This window comes from Dictyobacter halimunensis, assembly GCF_036245075.1.
In genome coordinates this window covers 1372513-1389487 of sequence record NZ_BSRI01000002.1, presented here as the reverse complement: position 1 = coordinate 1389487, position 16975 = coordinate 1372513, and the positions used below count along the sequence as shown (strand labels likewise).

Here is a 16975-nt window from a genome sequence, read left to right as displayed (position 1 = left end):
ACAAAGAAGCAAGATGAGAGTACGTGCAGGGCTTGCCCCCGCTTTGCTCTTCCCGTTCGAAAAAGCAGCAAGAACAATGATGCGCATCGGCAGAAGCTGGCTTTGACGAATAGGAAGCAAGCAAGCGGGGCAAGCCCCGCACGTACTCTGGTTCTTCTTTTCCCCGAAATTACGCGAACGTGCTTTGGAGTTTGTCGGCCTGGTCGACGGCGATAAGGTTGTTGAGGAACTCGTCGAGATCTCCGTTCATGACTCCGGGCAGGTTGTGGCGCGTGAGGCCGATGCGGTGGTCGGTGACGCGGTCCTGCGGGAAGTTGTAGGTGCGGATCTTTTCGCTGCGATCGCCGGTCTGTACCTGGGAGCGACGGTTCTTGCTCAGTTCCTCCTGCCTTTTAGCCTCCTCAAGATCCCATAGGCGGGCCTTCAGGACGCCCAGGGCTTTGGTCTTGTTCTTCAACTGCGATTTCTCGTCCTGACAGGTGACGACCAGGCCGGTTGGCAAGTGGGTGATACGCACCGCCGAGTCGGTGGTGTTCACGCTCTGTCCCCCGTGGCCGGTTGAGCGATAGACATCGACGCGGATATCGCTATCTTTAATGTCGATATTGATGTCGTCGTCGGCCTCTGGCAGGACGATGACCTTGGCCGTTGAGGTGTGGATGCGGCCATTGGCCTCGGTGACCGGTACGCGCTGCACGCGGTGGGTGCCGCCCTCGTACTTCATGCGGCTATAGGCGCCCTTGCCTTTGATAACAAAGGTGATGTCTTTAATGCCGCCCTGCTCGGTATCGTTGACGTCGAGGACTTCGATCTTCCAGCGGTGATTGTCGGCGTAGCGAGTATACATACGATAAAGCTCACCAGCGAAGAGGGCGGCCTCGTCACCACCGGCACCGCCCTGGATGGTCACGATGGCATTCTTCTCATCCATGATATCCTTGGGCAACAGGGCGACCTTGACCTCTTCAAGCAGTTGCTCTTTATAGGCTTTCAGACGCTCCATCTCCTCGTAGGCCATGTCGCGCATCTCGGGATCGTCGCTCTCGTAGAGCTCCTGCGCCTCAGCGAGCTGCTGGTCGGTTGTCTTCAGTTCATTATATTTATGAACGACATCCTCCAACTCCGCGTGCTCGCGACCATATCTCTGCAGCAGATCAAGGTCGTTGAGCACATCCTGTTGCGCCAATAGCGAGTTCAGTTCTTCGTAACGCTTAGCCAGGCTGGCAAGTTTTCCCATAAAATCCATGCTATTTTCTCTCCCTATATCTCACGATCCGCCCGGAATTGGTCGTGTATCCAGGATGGCCAGGTTAGCGCCATATATGGTTGTAAACACAGAGGGGCGGACATACGCGGGTAGTTTCTCGATATCAAACATCTATGAATAGGTCTTCCGGTTCGTATAAAGATAGAAGCTATCTTCACACACAGAGCACGAGCGCGTGGCTGTGCTGATGGAGGAAGTTCAGGGGCGTGTTTAAGCGCCGCTACCCGGCTGTGAGCAGGTAACGCGCGGTCGTCGCATGGCGTGTAGAATGCAAGGCACATGCGTGGGCGGTTATGAACCTCTGTATACTGGTTGTAACAGGCAGATATAGTTTCACGCCTTCATTATAGCATACCCACATTGAAAATGGGAGAGTTGGCTATGTTTAAAACAGGGTGGCGAACTCAATCGTAATAATTATAGGGAGGCGATAGGATGTGGCGGGGAAAGTAGTGGAATAAGAGGTCCGTCCCCTATGTTGTAATAGGTGTGCTAGCAATCATAAAGCATGAGTGCTAGACAGCCAAAAAGCTCATGTGTTATAATCGATGTTAGCAGTCTATAAATAAGTTTGCTAGAACATTTTATGTGAAATACGCGTAAAGCACGCAGATGTAAAGTTATCAAAAATGATATTTCGTTTCCAAATCGATAACAAACATGTGTATAACCGATTGAAAAAAAGCGTGCTAGATTGCAAATAGCGTGAGGAGCATACAAGACATGAAATGCGAACGTTGTCAGAAGAACCCTGCTCGCGTACGCGTAGAACAGATGATTGATGGCCGTCGTGAGTCCCACTTCCTCTGCCAGTCCTGTGTTGACGAGATGATGAATGCCATCGGTCAGCTTGGTGACGCGGACGGACAGGGTCCGACTGGTGCTCCCTTTGGTTTTTCGGCAAATAATACCAGCAATAAATTTTCCTCTAATACTGGGAATCTGAATACCGCGACTGCTGAGCGTCAGAACAAAAAGCATAGCAAGACGCCGACGCTGGACCAGTATGGTCGTGATCTGACTGATGAGGCGGCGGAGGGAAAACTGGATCCGGCTGCCGGGCGGGCGCGTGAACTACGCCGCTTGATTACTGTGCTGGGCCGGCGCCAGAAGAATAATCCTGTCTTGATTGGTGAGCCTGGTGTGGGTAAGACAGCGATCGTCGAGGGTCTGGCGCGTAAGATCTACGCCAGCGATGTGCCCGCGACTTTGCGCGGCAAACGTATCGTCACTTTGAACATTGGTGGCATGGTGGCGGGCGCAATGTTCCGTGGTCAGTTTGAGCAGCGCATCAAGTCCATTCTGGAAGAGTTGCGCCAGGCGCCTGAGGTCATCGTCTTTATCGATGAGCTGCATACGGTGGTTGGCGCGGGCGCGGCTGAAGGCGCGGTTGGCGCGGCGGACATGATCAAGCCAGCGCTGGCCCGTGGCGAGCTGCGCTGTATCGGTGCCACCACGCTGGATGAATATCGCAAGCACGTCGAGAAGGATGCCGCCCTGGAGCGCCGCTTCCAGCCCATCCTGGTTGATGAGCCCTCGATTGAAGAGGCGATCGACATGCTGCGTATCGTGCGCCCAAATTATGAAGCCCACCACGGCGTCTCGATTACCGATGAGGCTATTGATGCCGCCGTCAAGCTGTCGGATCGCTACATCAACGACCGCTTCCTGCCAGATAAAGCCATCGATGTGATGGACGAGGCGGGTTCAGCCCTGCGTTTAGAGGCCACCGAGAAAGGGATCATCAGCCCCACCACCATTTCGGACCTGGAAAAAGAGCTGTCCGATATTCAGTCCCAGAAGGAGGCCGCCGCCAACGCCGAAGACTATGAGCGGGCGGCCATGATGCGCCAGCAGGAATTGCTGGTGCTAGGCAATCTAGAGCGCGCACGCTCTGACAAGAACAACCATGTCTCCCTGATCGTAACGCCCGAGCACATTGCTCGCGTGGTTGAGACCTGGACGAGCGTGCCGGTCAGCCAGATGTTGGAGAGCGAGCGCCAGAACCTGCGTTCCCTGGAAGGCGATCTGCGCAGGCGAGTCATCGGACAGGATGAGGCAATCAGCGCGGTGGCTCGCGCCATCCGTCGCTCACGAGCGGGACTTAAAGATCCTCGCCGTCCGATTGGCTCCTTCCTCTTCCTGGGTCCCACCGGCGTCGGTAAAACCGAGCTGGCCAGGTCGCTGGCTGCGGAACTGTTTGGTGGTGAAAGCAACCTGATTCGCCTGGATATGTCCGAATATATGGAGCCCCATACCGTCTCAAGACTGTTTGGTAGCCCTCCTGGATATGTCGGTCATGACGATGGTGGTCAGCTCACCGAGCAGGTGCGCCGCCGTCCCTACAGCGTCATTTTGTTGGACGAGGTCGAAAAGGCTCATCCTGAAGTCTTTAACTCGCTGCTGCAGATTATGGATGATGGCCGTCTGACCGATGGGCAGGGCCGGACCGTGGACTTCAAAAATACCGTGGTGATCATGACCAGTAACGCTGGTAGCGCGGACCTGCGCCGGGCTGTGAACATGGGCTTTGTGTACAGGAAAGGTGATGATGCCCGCGCCGAAGAGCACGAAGTTATGCGCTCAAAGGCCATGGAAGGGCTCAAGAAGGTCTTTCGACCTGAGTTCATCAACCGCATCGATCAGGTGGTGGTCTTCCACTCACTGGGTAAAGACGAGCTGTATCAGATCGTAGATATGCTTCTCAACCAGGTGCGCGGTCGCCTGTCCGAGCAGAACATCGAACTGGTCATCAGCGACGAGGTGCGTGACTTCCTTCTGAAGGAAGGGTTCGACGAAGAGTATGGAGCGCGTCCACTGCGCCGCGCCATCCAGACCTACGTTGATGATCCTCTAGCTGACGCCTTGCTGTCCAACGACATCAGCAGCGGCCAGGCCGCCATGCTCACGCTGGTTGACGGCAAGATCGTGGTTGAGGCCCAGCAACACCAGCCCCTCCAGAATTCCTAACAGGGGCGCGAATATCCCGGATGAGGGGAGCATCTATGCTCCCCTCATCCTCTTTATATATGGAAGCAACAGAGGCGCGAATACCCCAGATGTGGGGAGCACCTGCGCTTCCCTTATTCTCTTTATATATGGAAGTAACAGGGGCGCGAATACCCCGGATGAGGAGAGCATCTGCGCTCCCTTCATCCTCTTTATAATATATGGAAGCGACAGGGGCGCATCCGCGCCCCTGTCGCTTCCATATATAAAACTCGCTGCGGCCGCGCAAGCGGACGCCAGTGCGGGGGCGCGCCCGTACCTCAAATAGATAAGTATCTGGTATCCACAAAGAAAAACAGTGAGCGGAAAGTGCTCACTGTTTTTCTTTGTGGTACCGGCCCCTCATCTATTTGGTACGATCAATCGTGTAAAATACTAGAGCTTTGGTCTATACCGAGCGATTACATATGGTTTTTGGCGTTTGCCAGTGTGGCACGCCGTTCGCCAACTCTAACCAACTCCAATGAGAATACTACAAGCTATTTTCGTTGTGGGCGGATTAATGATTGTAACGCGATTGGCCGGATAAACGTGATTGTGGGGGATGGGCAAATTGGCCGCGAGGGCCGAACCCATGATGACGGAAGCGGTTGGTGTAAGTAACGATGGAAAATAAAAATACTATTGTCTTTGGAAGTGTATGGAACCCTATGGGTAAGCAGAATGAGAAGAAGCATGTCGTGCCCTGGAAGCAGGACTACGAGATGCCCTATCAGGTGTTGTTTGAACAGTCCGCGTTGGGCATTATCGCGCTCAGCACCGGTGGTCGCTGGCTGCAGGCAAACGGAACGTTTTGCCAGCTGCTCGGCTATAGCCGGGGAGAATTATGGAAGCAGTCCTTCCCACAGATCGTTGATGCCGAGGATCGGGCGGCCTGCATGGATTTAGTGCACCGCCTCGCGACCGGAGAGCTGGCCAGTGCCAATCTTGTGACGCGTTTCCTGCGACGTGACGGGACCCCTGTGCGTGTAAAGGTTACCTTTTCCGCCTCGGGCCAGCGTGCGAGTCAGCACTATGCCATACTGGGTTTTGTTGAAGCACTCGGTGATGAGAGCTGGTCCGCGGCCGACCCTGCCACCCGTAATATGAACGCGCTTCCCACCATCGTTAAAGACGAGGCGAATCAGCCGGAAGAACTTCCAGAGCCAGAACTATCATCGGTTGCATCCGAGTCGCTGTTCGCGCAGTCCGAGTCAGTGGAGGATCCCCAGGAGCAGTTGCTGGCGGAACTGGAGCGACTGGAACTGCGACTTTCTACCCTCGACGAGCAATCTGAAATCAGGACCCTCGGTCATGAATTGGCGACCTTAACACGTAATGTGTTAGACTATGCGCTAGCTGAACGTGATGAAGCTTTAGCGCAAGTTGCAACCCTGCACGAGGCCAGGACGAAGATGGAAGATTTTCTGAGCCTGGCCAGCCATGAACTGCGCACGCCACTCACAACCATCAAGGCCAATACCCAGCTCGCCATGCGGCGCCTGAGAAGCGTCATGCAGCGTCCAGAAATGCTGCTGGAAGGTGCAGACGGCAAGGTCCGGGCCTCAATAGAGATGCTGGAGCGCGTCGAGCGCCAGATCGGCGTACTCAATCGCCTGGTTGGAGATATGCTGGATGTTTCGCGTATCCAGGGCAATCGCCTGCAGGTGCACGTGCGCCAGGAGCCATGTGATCTGCGACCGATTATTGAAGCCGCCGTGCGTGAGCAACACAAAGCGCTACCCGAGCGTATTATTACTGTGCAGTTTCCTGGAGATGAGCCTATCCTGATCATCGCTGATCCCGATCGTCTCCAGCAGGTAGTCAACAATTATTTGCTGAACGCGTTAAAGTATTCTGAGGCGCAGCAGCCGATTCGGGTGAATGTCCAGCTTGAACCGCTGGTCGCTACCGGTAGTTTCCAGGTACGAGTGGCCGTGCAAGATAAAGGGCCGGGCATCGCTCCAGAAGAGCAGACGCGCATCTGGGAATGTTTTTATCAGTCGCCAACCATCAAGGCCGGTAGTGGATCAGGCGTTGGTATGGGCCTGGGCCTGTATATCAGTCAGATACTTATCGAGCGACAGGGTGGTCAGGTTGGTGTTATCAGTACGCCTGACGAAGGGTCGGCATTCTGGTTTACCGTGCCTCTGGCGCAGGTGGAAGGGGAGCAAGCGGCGACTGAGAACTAGTAACATGTACGAGGAAAGCTTATGAAGCTACGTAACTGGCTAACTTTGGGAGGTCTCACGCTGGGCTTTATCGGGATAGCGAGTGCCATCAATAGCTTTTTGCCGCATCCCTTTGTGACAGACCAGCTCTACGAGCGTCCTACGGAGTCAGCGAGCCTGGCCAAAGAAGACTTGCCTGATATCGACATCACCTTTCTGCGTTGTGGCAGCGTAGCGGTTCCAGAATGTATAGCGGTACGTGGCTCGTTCTCCTTGACAGCGCGTACCATCGCCTATAGCGCCGTGCTTATCAAGCATCCCCGGGAAACATTCCTCTATGATAGCGGCTTATGCACCGATATTCCATTATTTTTAATGGATCAGTCATTCCTTTTTTCAAAAACACTCGGGCGTTTCAACATGGAGCGGCCACTATGCCAGCATCTGGAACATCTGCACATGGAACCAAAAGACCTGGATTTCGTGCTGTTATCCCATCTACACTGGGACCATGTGTCGGGTATTCCTGATCTGTCCGGTGTACTTCTGCAGGTGAATCGAGTAGAATATGATTTTGCCACCCAGGGTTTGCTAGAAAAGAATCAGGGATTGGTAAGGCGTTTATTATCGAATAATCCAATGCAGTTGCTAGACTTCGCGGGACCCGCCTACGAAGGCTTCCGCTGCAGTCATGATGTATTTGGAGATGGATCGATCATACTGGTACCGTTGCCGGGCCATACGCCGGGCCAGATGGGTATGTTTATTAATCGTGCTCATGGCCCACGCGTCTTCCTTATTGGAGATGCCGCGTGGCTCTCGGACAACTATACGGTTCCAACGACTATGCATCCCGTACTCTGGTCCATGGTGACCAGCGACGATGCGACAGCGCGACAAACGTTGATCGATCTGCATTATTTCGCGCGGCAGCACCCAGAGGTAGCCATTATTGGTATGCATGATGCGCAGATGCAAGAAGCATTTATGACCACCGAGCAAAAACGGCTCCGTGCCCAGATAGTATAAATCCGCCCGACCGTGGGAGAGCTTCTCTCATAATGATAAAAGGCGAGGCGACCAGCCAGGATTTATACAGGAATTGGGGCATGGCTATTTATGTATTGCGACCGGTCGGGTTGTAAGAGGGGGTTGGATAAAGCATGAGATTAGCTCATGGTGACATATATACAGATAAGCGGGGCCGACGCTATCGGCGCATGAGTCTTGAGCAGCGCTCACAGTTGCGCAAAGATTATATGGGCAATGTGCCAAAGTGGCGTCACCCACTGATTGGCTATCTGGTAGCGATCCCGGCCACAGTGATCGTGTCTCTATGCACCATTTATGTGACAAAGATGTTCGGGCAATTCTTCTTTCCTAGCACTTTTAGTATTATTGTGATTGTTATGACGGCCCTGTTCTGGGGAGCTGGCCCGGCCATCTGGTCTATTTTATTGAACGCGGCCGCCCTGTATTTCTTTTTTATTTTGCCTATAAGCTCATATGATTATTCAAACTGGCGCGATGCTCTGCAATTATTACCATTTATTGGTTCGGGACTGGTGATTGCCCTGATTACGGCGCAGCGTGAACGCGCGCGCTTCCAGGCTATGGCCACCGAGCTTGAACTGCAATCATATGCCCAGGAGTTGGAAGAGACCAACCGGCGCCTGGAAGATGCCAATCAGATGAAGGATCGCTTCCTTTCGATCGCCTCGCACGAGCTGAAGACCCCGGTCACCACCATTCGGGGACAGGCCCAGCTGATGCTGCGTCGCATCTCCAGGCACAAGGATCTTGAGCATATGGACGGTGTCGCCACTACCCTTGAGCGCATCAATGACCAGACCAGTCGCCTGACCACATTGATCGACGAACTACTGGATGTCAGTAGTATACGGACCGGCAAGGCCGTATTGAATCGACGCCTGTGCAACGTTACCGCGCTCTGCCGCGAAGTAGTGGAGGACCAGCGACTGCTCACCGATCGCATGATTGTACTGGATGCGCCCACCGAGCCAGTCGCCCTCAAGCTGGACGTTGATCGTTTCTCTCAGGTCATGACCAACCTGATCAGCAACGCCATCAAATACTCGCCCGACAACACGCCGGTTGAAGTCAGCATCAATCCCGGCACCCATTGTGTCCTCTTCTCGGTGCGGGACCATGGTCGCGGCATCGTCAAAGACCAGCAGGAGCATATTTTTGAAACCTTTTATCGCACCCCGGACGCCCAATCCTCCTCCAAGCGTGGCCTGGGCCTGGGCCTGGCCATCACCAAAGACATCGTTGAGCGTCACAATGGACGCATCTGGTGTGAATCCGAGCTCAAAAAAGGCAGTACATTTTACGTAGAGCTCCCCGTGTCGCTATCCTCGCCCCCCTCGTAGGTTCAGGGCTTGCTCCCGATTTCCCCTTCCCGTATGACCACGTCCATTAAACGCGCAATGCATGAAAATGTCATTATCGTTTTTAATGGGCGTTTTCGTATGCGGAGGGAAATCGGCCGCGAGAGGGGGCATTTTCGTACGAGGAGGGGGAAATCGGGAGCAAGCTCCGAACATACGGGGGCCTCCAATCGCATTATTTATGCTCATGCATATATAAAAGGTGGAAGGTTGTATAATGAAATAAAAAGAGAGTGGTGCGTGCGTCTGGAGAAGCGGGGAGGTTGATTTTGATTGGATCCATGAAACGCTATGCGATCGTCGGGCTGGTTCTGCTGGCTCTGCTGGTGGCGATCGCGTATCTGCTCTATGCGTGGCCATGGCAACATCGTGAGACGCCACCGGTGAAGAAGTTGCCGATACGGGTGGCTGTGAATAACGCGGATATCAAATACTATGGGCGCTGGGATACCACCAATAACCATGAATATGTGAGTTATTGGGGTGGCGCTTATTTTAAGACAGCCTTCAATGGACAACATGTCGAGCTACGGCTGGGTGAGGCGTCTGACGTCTATGTCAGCATCGATCGGGGACCCGATGTGCTCTACCATGGCACCCGGGGCCTGCTGAATCTTACCCCGGTGGAGTTGCCGGATGGCGATCATTCGCTACGCGTGACTATCGCGTCAGAGTGGTCGAGCATGCATTTTCAGGGCTTGCTGCTGGATGGCGGCGCCAGTACGCTTACTCCCCAGGTTTCATCAGACATCATAGAGTTTATTGGAGATTCGATCACGGCTGGTTACTCTGATAGCATGAAGGATCTCTCCACCTACGCCTGGTTGACGGCGGAACAACTGGGGGCCGAACATACGGAGATAGCGACTTCGGGCATCTGCCTGAGCTCGACGGCGCCATCCTGCGCGGGCATGGATACCCAGTATTTCAAGATGCAGACTTTGCAGTATCCCGATTCATCCCTGTGGGACACCAGTCGCTATACACCCGGTGCGCTGGTCATCAACCTGGGGACCAACGACTATAATCATGGACAATCGGCCCAGGTCTTTGAGCTAACCTACCAGGCGTTTCTGCGCAGGTTGCGGCAGCACTATCCCGATACGCCCATCTACGTCCTCAGAACCTTTGCCGGTTACATGGAGGCGCCGACGCGATCGGCGGTCTACGCGCTCAATGCGTCCGGCGACCACAATGTCTTTTACGTCGATACCACCGGCTGGCTGAGTCCGGGACCGCCCGACTTCAGCGATGCTCTCCATCCCAGTGATATTGGGCAGCGCAAGGTTGCGGCTCAGCTTGTGCCTATCTTGCGCTACCGCCATAAGGGAGAGGTATAACTTCTACTTCGGCTGGTAATAGAGGATCATCACGCCGGATGGGAGCGTTTTGCTGTCGACCAGCTTGAGCCTGACGCGGTCCTTGATGTTTTGCAGGAAGGGTTTGCCATCGCCCAGAATGAGTGGATAGACCAGGACCTGGTATTCATCGATCAGGCCGAGGTTGGCCAGGGATTGGACCAGGCCAGGGCTGCCAGAGATGTTGATGTTGCGGCCCGGCTCGCTCTTCAGGCGCTCAATCTCCGTGGGATCGATCTCTCTTAGCAGTCGGGTATTGTTCCAATCCGCGCTTTCGAGTGTTCTGGAGAAGACTATCTTCTGCATCGCGTTCAGCCTGCGCGCGTACTCTTTCTCATCCTCTGAGACATTTGGATTATCTGGCACATGCGGCCAGGAGCCGGCGAAGCTTTGATATGTGACGCGTCCCAGCAAGAGCGTATCGGCCGCGAAGAGGAATTCGCCTTGATATTTGCCCATAGCCTCGTCGAAGCATTCCGCGACCCAATCCATCTCGCCGTTTGGTCCGCAAATGAAACCGTCAAGGGTAACCCACATGGTGCTGATGATCTTTCTCATACTCTCCTTCTTATCCTCTCATATCTGATTTGCTGTCAAATAATAATTACTCTCTTTTTCTAGATAACAGGAACATAATCGGAAATGATATTGAAAGCTTCAACTTTATCACCCGGATGGGTAGGTGCTTCAGACAATGCAGGGGAAATATGATAGGGCGGAAGAAGACAGGATAGAAATCGAAGGACCAGGGCAGCCAGGGTCTGGCAACACATCTCAAGCCGCCTGCCCGGCTACCAATTTGAAGTATATCACTTGTAACGGGTGTTTTAAAACCCCTGCGCAATTTTGGGAGTAAACGCCCCTCTTTTATGGCTACAAAGCAATTTCAATAATCTTTACATAATCTTAACAGTAACACTTCCGGCTAATTCGCCTGCTCCGACGCGAATTGGTGACTTTTGTCAGTGGCCTGAAGCGCTCTACAGGCTCTTTCATGGTATGTACATCAATATGGACATCCGCTTAGTACTTTTTGAGTACCACTTGAGGCAAAAATGATGAATCGAAAAAAATCTTATACCTTACATCTTGTCGGTGCTATCCATTCGGTATAAGACATAACGACCGGGCGCGCAGCAGATGCCAAAGAAAGCGACAAGATGTCTTCTACCGAAAAGACGTTGAACCGGCACCAACCAGGGTATACGGAATGCCTGACAAAGGGTCAACATACTGGTACTTCCTGGATGGGGTGGCAAACCGGAAGCTGCATGTACATGGCGGCAGTGACCCAGCCTCTGCAAACGCGGGCCTTGTAGAGGTTGGAGCAGTTGCCGTAGAGCAACAACGATGATGTGGCTTCAAGCGAAACACGTGTATTCAAAACAGTAGCAGCCTCGGAGACCAGGCAAGACGGTAAGAGCGACCGTTCGGAAGCGGCTCTGCTCTCCCGGGGCAAGGAAAGGAAGCATCATGCGTAAACAGTATCTTCGCTGGATCGTACCCGTTCTCGTACTCTTAATTATGGCTACCATCCTCGTCATCGGTCCTGCCATCATGAGCCACGCCGCCGGTGTGAAAACTGTATCTCCAACGCCAACTCCAACAGTAGCACCTTCCAAAAAAGTTGACCCAAGCTATTACTGGTTTAATTAGCAAAAACAACAGGGGTACAAAAGACTTTTATCTTTTTTGTACCCCTGTTGTTTTTGCTAATTGTGAAGTGATTGTAACCACTCACCAACTTCTTTGGAATTCGGATCTCCCATTGTCTCTAATATGGCTAAACTTTCTTTTCCTAAAGAAGTGGCACGAACTAAATCATTCTGCCGTGCTGCAACTTGGGCAAGGCCGTAATTAGCCATTGCTATTAAATCTAAATTTCCTTTAGAAGCTGTAGTCAACACTTCACAAAAATCCTTTTCAGCTGATTCTAACTCTGCTTGTTGCAGATGCAACTTCCCATATTCAAGCATTGTTCTAGCAATAATTAGAGGTCTGCCAAGTTGTTTGGCTAAAGCTAAGGTTTCTTGTAAATATTTTTCTGCTTGTATATGGTTTTTTTCTATAACAGCAATTTCTCCCAGGTTAAGCAATAGCATGCTTGTACCTTCTGGATATCCCATCTGCCGGCTGATAGCCAATCCTTCTTGGAAATATGCTTTGGCCTGCATATAATTTTTTTTATCTACAGATACAGCGCCCAAATTAAGTAATAATATACAAATTTGCTCTCGGTGTCCTAACTGGCGAGCTAATAGTAATCCTTCTTGGAAATACATTTCTGCGGGTTCATATTTGCCCATCATTCCTGCTAGAACTCCAAGGTTACTAAGAAGAAGACATGCTTGCTCATGATTATTAATCTGCCTGGATAAGGCCAATCCTTGTTCTAAGTATTCGGTTGCTTTTTGATAGTTGCCTTGATTCGTGACAACGGGACCTAAGCTCTTTAACAGATTACTCATTCGTTCAATGTCACCAATTTGTTGGGCTAGTGCTAGCCCCTCTGTTAAATAATCTTCCGCTTGCTTTAAATCTCCAGATCTCCATTTTATATCGCCTAAGTTGCCGAGCAGTGCACATATTCTTTCGTTGTCTGCATTACTCCGGGCTATTTCTAACCCTCTTAAAAGATATTGTTCTGCTTTTTGTGATTCTCCTCTTTTTTGAGCTGTTTCTCCTAGATAAAGTAAAACCTGTGCGTGACGGGTCTGGTCGTTTTGGTCAACAACTTTTTCATAGGCCTGTTCTAAATAATGTTCTGCCTGAACATATAAGCCTCTTAGCAATAAGAATGGCGCAAAGGCACAAACGCCTCTAATAAATGCAATGCTTTCATCAATCTCATATGCAATTTCGAGGGTTGCTTCAATTGTGCTGCTGTCTTCTTCGAGTTGTTCGTAGTCTTTTTTGTGTTCTTCGACGTAGTCGGCGTAGTAGGCTACGAGGTGCTCCTGGGCGGCGGTGAGCTGTTCGTCGGAGATCTGGAGCAGGGCGTAGTCGGAGATGACCTGGTGCAGGAGGTAACGTTCTCCGTTGCTTTCGAGCATGCCAGCGTCTGAGAGGGCGTCGAGTTCGTCGGTGCCGCAGGCGGCGACGGCCATGGCGGCCTCTTCAGAGAAGGTGTTGGGCTTGGGCGGGAAGACGGAGAGAGCGTAGAGGGCGCGGCGCGTCTCTTCGTCGAGCAGCTGGTCGGTGACGGCGATGATGGATTGGATAGAGAGCGATTGTTCGTTGGGCAGGCTGGGATGGCTCTCGGCCGGGATGTGTGGCTCTTTGAGCTTGAGGCGCACTTCGGCGTTGCTCAGGCGTTCGAGGGCCGAGGTGATGCGGCGCGCGGGACCGCTATAGGCCTGCTTGCGCAGGTAGTTGCCGATCAGGGTCAGGGCCAGTGGCAGTCCGCCGACAGCCTGTACGAGATCGTGGACCTTCTGCTGTTCGCGATAGATGACCTGTGGGGCCAGCAGGTTGAGCAGACTGATGCTTTCGCTCTCGCCCAGCTCACGGATATTGATGGCGTTGCCCAGTGCCATGTGGGAGGCGATGTTGGGGAAGCGCGTGGTCACCAGGTGGGCGCAGTGACTGCCGCCGACGCGGAAGGCCAGCGCCTCCTCCAGTTTCCAGGCGTCATCGATGATGATCAGCATGGCGCGATCACCGATGGCGTTGCGAATGGCTTTGGCGCGCGCCTCATCGCTGCCCAGCTTGGTCATCTCGGCGAACGAGATGCCCAGCAGATTGCCCCAGCGGCTAAAGATGCCGGGCAAGTTGGGTTGTGGTCCCAGGCCGGCCCAGAGGATACCATCCTTGAAGAATTCGCGCAGCTCACCATCGTGGGCCAGCGCCACCGATAGCGCGGTCTTGCCCACGCCGGGCAGCCCGTTCAGGGCGGTCAGGGCCATATTGCCACTGCCCTTGAGGCGCTGCCTGATCACGGCCAGGTCCTTTTCGCGTCCCACCAACGGTATGGCCGGTAGCAGCGGTATAGCCGGGTCATAGATGACGCGCTGGACTACCGGGGCCGCGACCGTGGCGGGTGCGCTGGACGCGCCGGAGGATGACGAGCGGCCACTTTTGCCGCGTTCGGTTCGCGCCGTCAGCAGGTCCAGTTCTTCCTCGGTTTTATTGAACAGCGCACACAGCTTGCGCCGAAAATAGGGGTTAGGCCTGGTGATTCCACGTTCCCACCGACTGACATTGACATAGGTCGTGCCGATCTCGTCCGCGACCTCTTGCTGCGAAAGGTTGTAGCTGACACGTGCTTCAGTTAAACGTACACGGGGCTGATGGGGCGTCTCTGAAGTCGGCATCCGTTCACCATTCTTCCTAGGTTGTGAGCATGAATGTGATAAATAGCGCCAGAATGATAAAAATGATAAATGCTTTTGATAAATCTGTCATTAAAAGTATACCTTATTTTAATACATAATTAGCATAGAAAAAGTTTGTAGTAAGGAAATGGCAGGGCCATTTAAAAGTATTGTTGCCGCCTTCGGCGGCGGGGGAAGGAGAGGATGGGGACACCCCACACCCCGTAAGGGGCTGCCGCCCCTTGACCCCGCTAAGCGCCGGTTTTGGCGGCGGGGGGAAGGAGAGGATGGGGACACTCCACACCCCGCAAGGGGCTAGCCGCCCCTTGACCCCGCTAAGCGCTACTTTTAAATGCTCTCAGGGAAGACTAACAGAGATACGGACGGCATATGAGATACGAGAAGCTAAACGACATCAGTACCCTGGTGGTTGAATCGAGCGACGAGCGCACATCTGTAGTCAACTGGCTATTCCATCACCTGGGCCAGTATTATCGCCAGCCCATCGTCGTCGTATTGCCGCAAGATGCCGTGTTCCGGCGTCCGGGAGATTTGCGTGAGTTGCAACAGGTCGCGACCCGGCAGGATGCTCAGCTGGTGCTGGTCATAGAGGGGAACGAACGACTGCGTTTATGGGCGCGTCGGCATGGCTTTACCGTCTTCTCGACGATAGAGACCTGCCAGAAGGCGTTACTCCAACCGGGGTTTCCGCCCTCCTGGCCCTCCATGTTCGATGGATTACCGGCCCAACCCGAGTTGAGCACGGTAATTGAGCAGTCTCCAGTCACCAGTTTTACTGGTCCCTGGAATCGCTATGACAGCCAGGCTACAGGTACGCAGGGGGAAACGTACCGCACATCCCTGTCGAGTAGCGTGGCCGTTGCTGACTTACGCGAACCTTCTGGTCAAGTCGGTTCATCAGAGACGCTTGAGATGCTTGATACGGCCCCCGTAGCGGCCGTCAGGCGTATTACGGCGACTCGGGTGACCGAACCGTTATCCGACTTACCCTCGTATGGGTCACTTCAAGGTGGGGAAAGGGTACGCAAGACACGTGTGCTGAGCCCTGCGACGCTACTTGAAAATGAGGAGGAAGCCCCATTTTTGTCCGGGGTGGCGTTCTCTTTAGATATAGCTACGCAGGACATGCAGGCGCCTGAGGAGATGGTCCAGCCAGTTGCTGAGGTAGCGTACGCGCCTGAGGCACTTGAGCAGCCATCGTCCTTTAGCACACACGTTGCGCGCCTTAAACAGGATAAATTACTGCTTATTCTCGTGGCACTGGTCGTTCTGGGTATCGTGGGTGGCATTGGCTTCGGCTATCTGCTTGAGGTCGCGCGCGCCAACCCGACACTACAGACGCCAGCCTCGTTGCTACATACAATCTGGGGGATATAGTCGAGTCTATGGCAACTTATGTACAGCGTATTCATCTAAATCGTCCTATCAACACCCGGTTAATCATCGCTGTGCGCTTTGTCGTCACGGCTGCGGTATCCTGTGTGGATGCGCCGGCCGGCACCTATGGTGCCGCCGTTGCGTTCCCGCACCTGGTGACCTCACAAGAGCAGGGGTCGCATACCGCTAGCCGAGAGGCGGCCACGGTTGGTGTACGCGGGACAGTGGCGATGCGGTTGAGAGTGGTAGACCCTAAAGATGTGTCTACTATGAAGGAGTATCACCATGCAGAAAGTCTACCTGCGTAAACCTAAAGCACCAGCAGACTATACAAACCAGCAGGCGAATAAAATATTGCACTTCTCACTTCAGGATTCGCTGCCTGCGGGCCACATCATGGTCCTTAACACGACCTTTGGGACGCTGTCTTACCTGGCCTGCGATGAATTGCATATTCCGCGCCTCCTGAAGCAGGAGCAGTTCACCAATACCGAGATGAACGTTTTGCTGCCTCTCCTGGAGCTGTTTCCCTATTATTGTCCTTATGAAGTGCTCTACGCCAATTTCTATAGCGGTGGCAAGGCCAGCGAGGCCGATATCACGCGGGCCCGCGAGCACCTGGAAGAGGCGATGGAAGAGGGTAACTGGGATCAAGAGATGCGCCCGGTGCGCTGCGCCCTTTCGCGTACGCGTCTGAAGATGCGCTCATTCAACGTCGATATCTCATCGATCCTGGCCACCGGCTACATCCTGCTCATCTCGGGCCAGCCGGACGAAGAAGAAGAATACGCAGAGCCCCGCAAGGCGGTCGTCGCGGGACGGCGCTAGCGGGCGCGAGACCCAAACATACAATCGACATTATGTCCTCCCTGTGCTTTCTGGTTGTGAGGGCGGGACCGAACCATATCCCACAATGGTTCGGTTCCGCTCTTTTTTCTTTCTTGCATTTCGTGCCTTCGGCCCCTGACACTACGCGCCTTCGGCGCTCAAAGGATATTATTAGATGGGGCAATATGGGTCGCCATGCGACCCATATTGCCCCATCTAATAATAAGAGGGCGATGGTATT

12 protein-coding genes are annotated in these 16975 nt (G+C 53.5%); 9 read left to right on the top strand and 3 right to left on the bottom strand.

Annotated features, from left to right (window positions below; translation table 11 throughout):
• Positions 1-169: 169 nt before the first annotated feature.
• Positions 170-1246, bottom strand: coding sequence for a peptide chain release factor 1 (prfA, locus tag AABA21_RS19790; RefSeq protein WP_338253172.1), 1077 nt, complete (start codon positions 1244-1246; stop codon positions 170-172).
• A 744-nt stretch (positions 1247-1990) separates the two neighbouring features.
• On the opposite strand from prfA, the gene AABA21_RS19785 reads away from it, so the two are divergent.
• From AABA21_RS19785 to AABA21_RS19765, 5 genes are all read left to right on the top strand, one after another.
• Complete coding sequence (locus tag AABA21_RS19785) at positions 1991-4237, top strand: ATP-dependent Clp protease ATP-binding subunit (RefSeq protein WP_338253171.1); 2247 nt, start codon at positions 1991-1993, stop codon at positions 4235-4237.
• A gap of 689 nt (positions 4238-4926) precedes the next feature.
• Positions 4927-6447: a sensor histidine kinase gene (locus AABA21_RS19780; protein WP_338253170.1), complete on the top strand. Its 1521-nt coding sequence runs from the start codon at positions 4927-4929 to the stop codon at positions 6445-6447.
• A 21-nt stretch (positions 6448-6468) separates the two neighbouring features.
• Positions 6469-7455, top strand: a complete 987-nt coding sequence (locus tag AABA21_RS19775; protein WP_338253169.1) for an MBL fold metallo-hydrolase — start codon at positions 6469-6471, stop codon at positions 7453-7455.
• A gap of 134 nt (positions 7456-7589) precedes the next feature.
• Positions 7590-8819: a sensor histidine kinase gene (locus AABA21_RS19770; protein WP_338253168.1), complete on the top strand. Its 1230-nt coding sequence runs from the start codon at positions 7590-7592 to the stop codon at positions 8817-8819.
• A 287-nt stretch (positions 8820-9106) separates the two neighbouring features.
• On the top strand, positions 9107-10177 hold the full coding sequence (locus tag AABA21_RS19765; RefSeq protein WP_338253167.1) for an SGNH/GDSL hydrolase family protein: 1071 nt from the start codon (positions 9107-9109) through the stop codon (positions 10175-10177).
• A 3-nt stretch (positions 10178-10180) separates the two neighbouring features.
• On the opposite strand, the gene AABA21_RS19760 is transcribed toward AABA21_RS19765, so the two are convergent.
• Complete coding sequence (locus AABA21_RS19760; protein WP_338253166.1) at positions 10181-10753, bottom strand: dihydrofolate reductase family protein; 573 nt, start codon at positions 10751-10753, stop codon at positions 10181-10183.
• Between the two features lie 915 nt (positions 10754-11668).
• Between AABA21_RS19760 and AABA21_RS19755 the strand changes: the two genes are divergently transcribed.
• Positions 11669-11851: a hypothetical protein gene (locus tag AABA21_RS19755; protein WP_338253165.1), complete on the top strand. Its 183-nt coding sequence runs from the start codon at positions 11669-11671 to the stop codon at positions 11849-11851.
• Between the two features lie 56 nt (positions 11852-11907).
• Here the strand turns inward: AABA21_RS19755 and AABA21_RS19750 are convergent, their stop codons facing one another.
• Positions 11908-14508 carry a tetratricopeptide repeat protein gene (locus AABA21_RS19750; RefSeq protein ID WP_338253164.1) on the bottom strand — a complete coding sequence of 867 codons (2601 nt, stop codon included), beginning with the start codon at positions 14506-14508 and terminating at the stop codon, positions 11908-11910.
• Positions 14509-14898: 390 nt separating this feature from the next.
• Here AABA21_RS19750 and AABA21_RS19745 point away from each other — a divergent pair, with 390 nt between their 5' ends.
• Genes AABA21_RS19745 through AABA21_RS19735 form a run of 3 tightly spaced genes read left to right on the top strand, consistent with a single transcriptional unit; the run spans position 14899 to position 16734 of the window.
• A complete protein-coding gene (locus tag AABA21_RS19745; RefSeq protein ID WP_338253163.1) occupies positions 14899-15906 on the top strand; it encodes a hypothetical protein in 1008 nt (335 codons plus the stop codon).
• A gap of 8 nt (positions 15907-15914) precedes the next feature.
• Positions 15915-16214 carry a hypothetical protein gene (locus AABA21_RS19740; RefSeq protein WP_338253162.1) on the top strand — a complete coding sequence of 100 codons (300 nt, stop codon included), beginning with the start codon at positions 15915-15917 and terminating at the stop codon, positions 16212-16214.
• On the top strand, positions 16192-16734 hold the full coding sequence (locus AABA21_RS19735; RefSeq protein WP_338253161.1) for a hypothetical protein: 543 nt from the start codon (positions 16192-16194) through the stop codon (positions 16732-16734). Before AABA21_RS19740 ends, AABA21_RS19735 begins: the two co-directional genes overlap by 23 nt.
• Positions 16735-16975: the final 241 nt, after the last annotated feature.